Raw genomic sequence first — 4,849 nt, 5'->3', positions numbered from 1 at the left:
GGCTGGGCAACCCGCAGATTTGCCAGAATAGAAAGGGTAACGGATTACCCAATCCCTTTTCAGCCCCGTGGTAGGAAGACAGCATGGACAACAACAATTGGCTGACGCAGATACTGATGCTTGGTGTAGGAACAACCTCACTGGTGGCAGACAAGCTGCGAGAGGTAAGCGATGAACTGGTCAAAGACGGCAAGCTGAATCCAGAGCAGGCAAAAGACGTCATGGATGACCTGATGCAGAAGCTGAAGTCTGAGCAGGGCAACTTTGAGTCAACGATGCAGCGACAACTGCGAAATGTTCTGCAAGACATTGGCGTGCCGCGTCAGGCAGAGATGGACGAACTGCGTGGACGCATCGATCGCCTTGAGCGTCAGATTCGCGACTTAGAGAATAAGCTCTGGCGCTAGAAGTCATTCGTTATTAGCGATTAGCTGTTAGAGAATAGTTCTTGGAGACTGAACGACTAAAACCTAATCGCTAACTACGTAATGACTGATATAAAACGGGCGCTGCTCTTGGTCAATCGCCATGCCCGCCGGGGTCAGGAAGATCTATCGCAGGCGATCAACCAGCTTCAAGCGTTCGGCTTGGACTTGATAGAACCCAACACCGTAGATCTTCATTCGCTGACGGACACAATACAGCAGCACCGCGACCAAGTTGACCTCGTGATTGTTGGCGGCGGCGATGGCACGCTGAATGCGGCGGTAGAGGGACTTGTCAAAACAAAACTGCCGCTGGGAATCTTGCCGCTGGGAACTGCGAACGATCTGGCGAGAACGCTCGGCATCCCCACGACGATCGAGGACGCCTGTGAGGTGATTGCCTACGGACGGTTGCAGCCGATCGACTTAGGCTGGGTGAATGGCAAACACTTCTTTAACGTCGCCAGTCTGGGGCTAAGCGTCAACATCACGCAGCAGCTTAGCCGCGAGGTGAAGCGGCGCTGGGGCGTATTTGCCTACGCGATCGCGGCGGTGCGGGTGCTGACCAAGTCAGTGCCCTTCACTGCCGAAATTCGCATGAGCGGGAAGGTGCATCGGGTGCGGACGGTGCAGATTGCCATCGGCAACGGTCGGTACTATGGCGGCGGACTCACTGTCGCGGCAGACGCGGCGATCGATGACCAGCGCTTGGACCTTTACAGCCTGGAGATTCGTCACTGGTGGCAGATGATTCCACTGCTGCCTGCGATGCGATCGGGCACTCACGCCTCGTGGTCGTTTGTCAACACGATGCGCGGTCAGGAAATTGAGGTCCACACCCTCCGACCCTACGCCATTAACACCGATGGAGAAATTACCACGGCAACGCCCGCTCAGTTTCGCGTGATTCCACAAGCGATCTCAGTTCTAGTGCCTCAGCCAGCGCTACCGTAGCGTTTTAGGGATAAAACGCTAGTTGAGGCAGTCCTAGCGTTTCCTGCCAGCCCATCATCAGGTTGAGGCACTGAATTGCCTGTCCCGCTTGTCCTTTCATGAGATTGTCGATCGCCGATACGACAATTACGCGAGCGGTGCGCGGGTCTACTTCCAGCCCGATGTAGCAGAGGTTGGTGCCGCACGCCCACTTTGTCTGCGGAAAAATGCCGCTTGGAAGTACTTTAACCCAGGGTGAATTGCGATAGAAGGCGCTGAAAATGGTGAGCAAATCCTCGCGCACCAGTCCCGGATCGCGCAGCGTCGCATACACGGTCGCTAAAATGCCACGCACCATTGGGATCAAATGCGGCGTGAACTGAATTAGCACTTCATGCCCTGCTAAGTCACTGCACACCTGCTCGATCTCGGGTGTGTGGCGATGGCGAGCGATGTTATACGCTCCAAGGGAGCCTTCCGCCTCTGCTAGCAGCAGGTTGGTTTTTGCCTGTCTGCCGCCGCCAGACGTGCCCGATTTTGCATCGATCACTGCCGTTTCGGGCACAATCAGCCCTTGCTTCAGCAGAGGCGACAGCGCTAGCAAACTCGCGGTCGGGTAGCAGCCCGGACAGCCTACGAGCTGCGCTTGAGCAATCCGATCGCGGTACAGTTCCGGCAACCCATACACGGCAGTTTCGGCAACCGCACGATCAGGTCGATCGCCGCCGTACCACGCCGTGTACGTGTCCAGATCGGAAAAGCGGTAGTCTGCCGACAAATCCAGCACCTTACAGCCTTTTTCTAGCAGCGTCGGCGTCATCTTAAACGCCAGTCCGTTGGGCAGCGAAAGAAACACGACCTGACAGCGATCGGCAATTTTCTCCAGATCGATCGGCTCAATGGTTTGCTGTACTCGATGACCCAAATGAGGATATAAATCCGAAAATGGCTGTCCCGCGCTGCTTTCACCACCCAGATACGCCAGCTCTAAGCGCGGATGATCCATCAGGAGCCGGACTAACTGGACTCCCCCATAGCCTGACGCACCGATAATGCCAACTGGTATGCGCTCCTCGTCCCCCATAATCCTTCACCTTCCTGATGGCGCAAGCACTCAATGTTTGCTGCATTGTAGTACCAGAACGGGATTTTGTGGGGGAGTCGGACGGAGGGAATAAGAGCTAGGAGCTAAGCATCACAGACTGGTGCATTTCTAGCGATCGTGTTTTGTGGGATGTCCCCACTCCCATTGCCTACTCTGTGTCCAGTTCAGTCCCCAAACCCATTACAATTTAAATAAGAGCGATTGTTAGAAAACGTCACAAATCGCTTCAGAGCTTCTGTGAATTTGTCCTCTGCTGCAACTCCGTTTAAGTTTGATACGATCGAGACTGCGTTGGCAGACCTCAAATCCGGTCGGGCGATCGTCGTGGTAGATGACGAGAACCGCGAAAACGAAGGGGATTTGATCTGCGCCGCCCAGTTTGCTACACCAGACATGATTAACTTCATGGCAGTGTACGCGCGGGGTCTAATTTGTCTAGCCATGACCGGGGCGCGGCTGGATGAGCTGGACCTGCCCTTAATGGTGACGAACAACACCGACAGTAACCAGACAGCGTTTACGGTTAGCATTGACGCCTCACCCAGCGCAGGAGTTACGACGGGCATCTCTGCCGAAGACCGCGCCCGCACGATTCAGGTGGCAATTAATCCGGGGGCACGATCGACCGATTTGCGGCGTCCAGGACATGTGTTTCCGCTGCGGGCAAGAGACGGCGGTGTGCTGAAACGGGCAGGACATACCGAAGCCGCGGTTGATTTGTCCCGGTTGGCAGGGCTGTATCCGGCAGGGGTTATCTGCGAGATCCAGAATTCAAACGGCTCAATGGCGCGGCTGCCAGAACTGATTGACTACGCCCGCCAGCATCAACTTAGAATTATCAGCATTGCGGATCTAATTAGCTATCGGCTAGAGCACGAACGGCTGATTCGACGGGAAGCGATCGCCGATCTGCCGACCGAGTTTGGGCATTTTCACATCTACGCCTACCGTCACACGCTCGATAACTCCGAGCACATTGCGATCGTTAAAGGCAATCTTGACCAGTTTAGGGACGCTCCGGTCATGGTGCGGATGCACTCCGAATGTTTGACAGGAGACGCGCTAGGCTCCCTGCGCTGCGACTGCCGGATGCAGCTTCAGGCAGCGCTGAAAATGATTGAAAACGCTGGGCAGGGTGTGGTGGTTTACCTGCGGCAGGAGGGACGTGGGATTGGGTTGGTCAACAAGCTGAAGGCGTACTCGCTACAAGATATGGGGTTGGATACCGTAGAGGCGAATGAGCATTTGGGCTTTCCGGCAGATCTGCGGAACTACGGCATGGGCGCTCAGATCCTCAGCGATTTGGGCGTGCGCCAGATGCGGCTAATTACCAACAACCCGCGCAAAATTGCCGGACTCAAGGGCTATGGGCTGGAAGTGGTCGATCGCGTGCCCCTGCTGATTGAAGCTACGTCATACAACTCCAGCTACCTTGCAACCAAAGCAGAGAAGCTGGGGCATCTATTCCTGCGGACCTATCTGGTGACGCTAGCAATTCGCTGGCGCGACCCTGTTCCGTCGCTGACGGAGCGCTACGACTACCTGCAAAAGCTGCGCTATTTGGCAAAATCTCACGGGCTTTTGCTACAAGAAGAAGTCCGTCCGGTGGCAGCGGCAATGTTTGGGCAACCGTCGCTGATGGTGCATTTGGGCTTCGATCAGTTTGTGACGCTGGACGCGGACTGGTATCAGCAGTGCGATCACGCCTCCACACAGGCGATCGCGCACATTCTAGACGGTGTGACGCAGCTACCGAATCTGCAAACCCTAGAGTTCATTGTGTCGCCGGGGTCTGATCCACTAACGGGCTTGCAGGTGCAGCTCGATCGGCAAACCCTTGCACCAAATCAGAAACCGTCGGAGCTGTGTCAGCACTCGCTGCAAACGCAAACGATCTATAGCTTCTCGGCGTTGGATTGACGCAGCGCCGCGGCGACTTCGTCAGACGATCGGTAGCGCTCGGCGGGGTTTGGATTCGTCAGGCGACGCACGATCGCGATCAGGTCTGGAGTTAAACCGGGGACGTACTCTGGGTAAAAGCGAAACCCCTGTTCGCGCTGCGTGTAGAACGAATGCGGGTCTTTCCCCGTCAGCAAATACACCAGAATCGGTCCCAGCGCAAACAGATCAGACGCGGTCGAGGTCTGTCTTAGCGACTGCTCCGGCGCGCGATAGCCGAGTGCGGCTTGCGTATCCAGTTGCAGTTCCGGGAGCGACAGCAATCCAGTAACGGTTAGGTTCAGATCTCCTACTGCCGGACTCCGCGCGACTAGATGCTCTGGCTGCAAGTCTTGATGCACGATCGACGGCGACTGCTGGTGCAAATATCCGAGCACCTCGCACACCTGCTGCATCACGGCAAGAGCCTGCGTGGGAGAGAGCGGTC

At 55.9% G+C, this 4,849-nt stretch carries 4 protein-coding genes and 1 pseudogene; 3 read left to right on the top strand and 2 right to left on the bottom strand.

Features of this window, described 5'->3' with window-relative positions:
• The first annotated feature begins 83 nt into the window (after window positions 1–83).
• Window positions 84–407 (top strand): phasin family protein, encoded by a 324-nt coding sequence (locus tag H6F43_RS19805; RefSeq protein WP_190344691.1) that lies wholly within the window; start codon window positions 84–86, stop codon window positions 405–407.
• A gap of 81 nt (window positions 408–488) precedes the next feature.
• The gene (locus H6F43_RS19800; protein WP_190344689.1) at window positions 489–1,379 is read left to right on the top strand and encodes a lipid kinase; all 891 of its coding nucleotides are present in this window, start codon (window positions 489–491) and stop codon (window positions 1,377–1,379) included.
• Between the two features lie 4 nt (window positions 1,380–1,383).
• Here the strand turns inward: H6F43_RS19800 and argC are convergent, their stop codons facing one another.
• Window positions 1,384–2,442, bottom strand: coding sequence for an N-acetyl-gamma-glutamyl-phosphate reductase (gene argC, locus H6F43_RS19795; RefSeq protein WP_190344687.1), 1,059 nt, complete (start codon window positions 2,440–2,442; stop codon window positions 1,384–1,386).
• 258 nt (window positions 2,443–2,700) lie between these two features.
• On the opposite strand from argC, the gene ribBA reads away from it, so the two are divergent.
• A complete protein-coding gene (ribBA, locus tag H6F43_RS19790) occupies window positions 2,701–4,383 on the top strand; it encodes a bifunctional 3,4-dihydroxy-2-butanone-4-phosphate synthase/GTP cyclohydrolase II (RefSeq protein WP_347272445.1) in 1,683 nt (560 codons plus the stop codon).
• Here the strand turns inward: ribBA and H6F43_RS19785 are convergent.
• Window positions 4,359–4,849, bottom strand: a pseudogene (locus H6F43_RS19785) (serine/threonine protein kinase); the annotation flags it as partial. The gene ribBA and the pseudogene H6F43_RS19785 overlap by 25 nt on opposite strands.

This window comes from Leptolyngbya sp. FACHB-36 (genome assembly GCF_014695955.1).
Taxonomy (GTDB): Bacteria; Cyanobacteriota; Cyanobacteriia; order Leptolyngbyales; family Leptolyngbyaceae; genus FACHB-36.
Note: the sequence above shows the minus strand (reverse complement) of the source record. Positions and strands in the feature narration are given on the sequence as shown.

Excerpts from the sequence above, each read along its gene's own strand:
- argC (WP_190344687.1), bottom strand. The coding sequence starts at position 2,442 with ATGGGGGACGAGGAGCGCATACCAGTTGGCATTATCGGTGCGTCAGGC.
- H6F43_RS19805 (WP_190344691.1), top strand. The coding sequence starts at position 84 with ATGGACAACAACAATTGGCTGACGCAGATACTGATGCTTGGTGTAGGA.
- H6F43_RS19800 (WP_190344689.1), top strand. The coding sequence starts at position 489 with ATGACTGATATAAAACGGGCGCTGCTCTTGGTCAATCGCCATGCCCGC.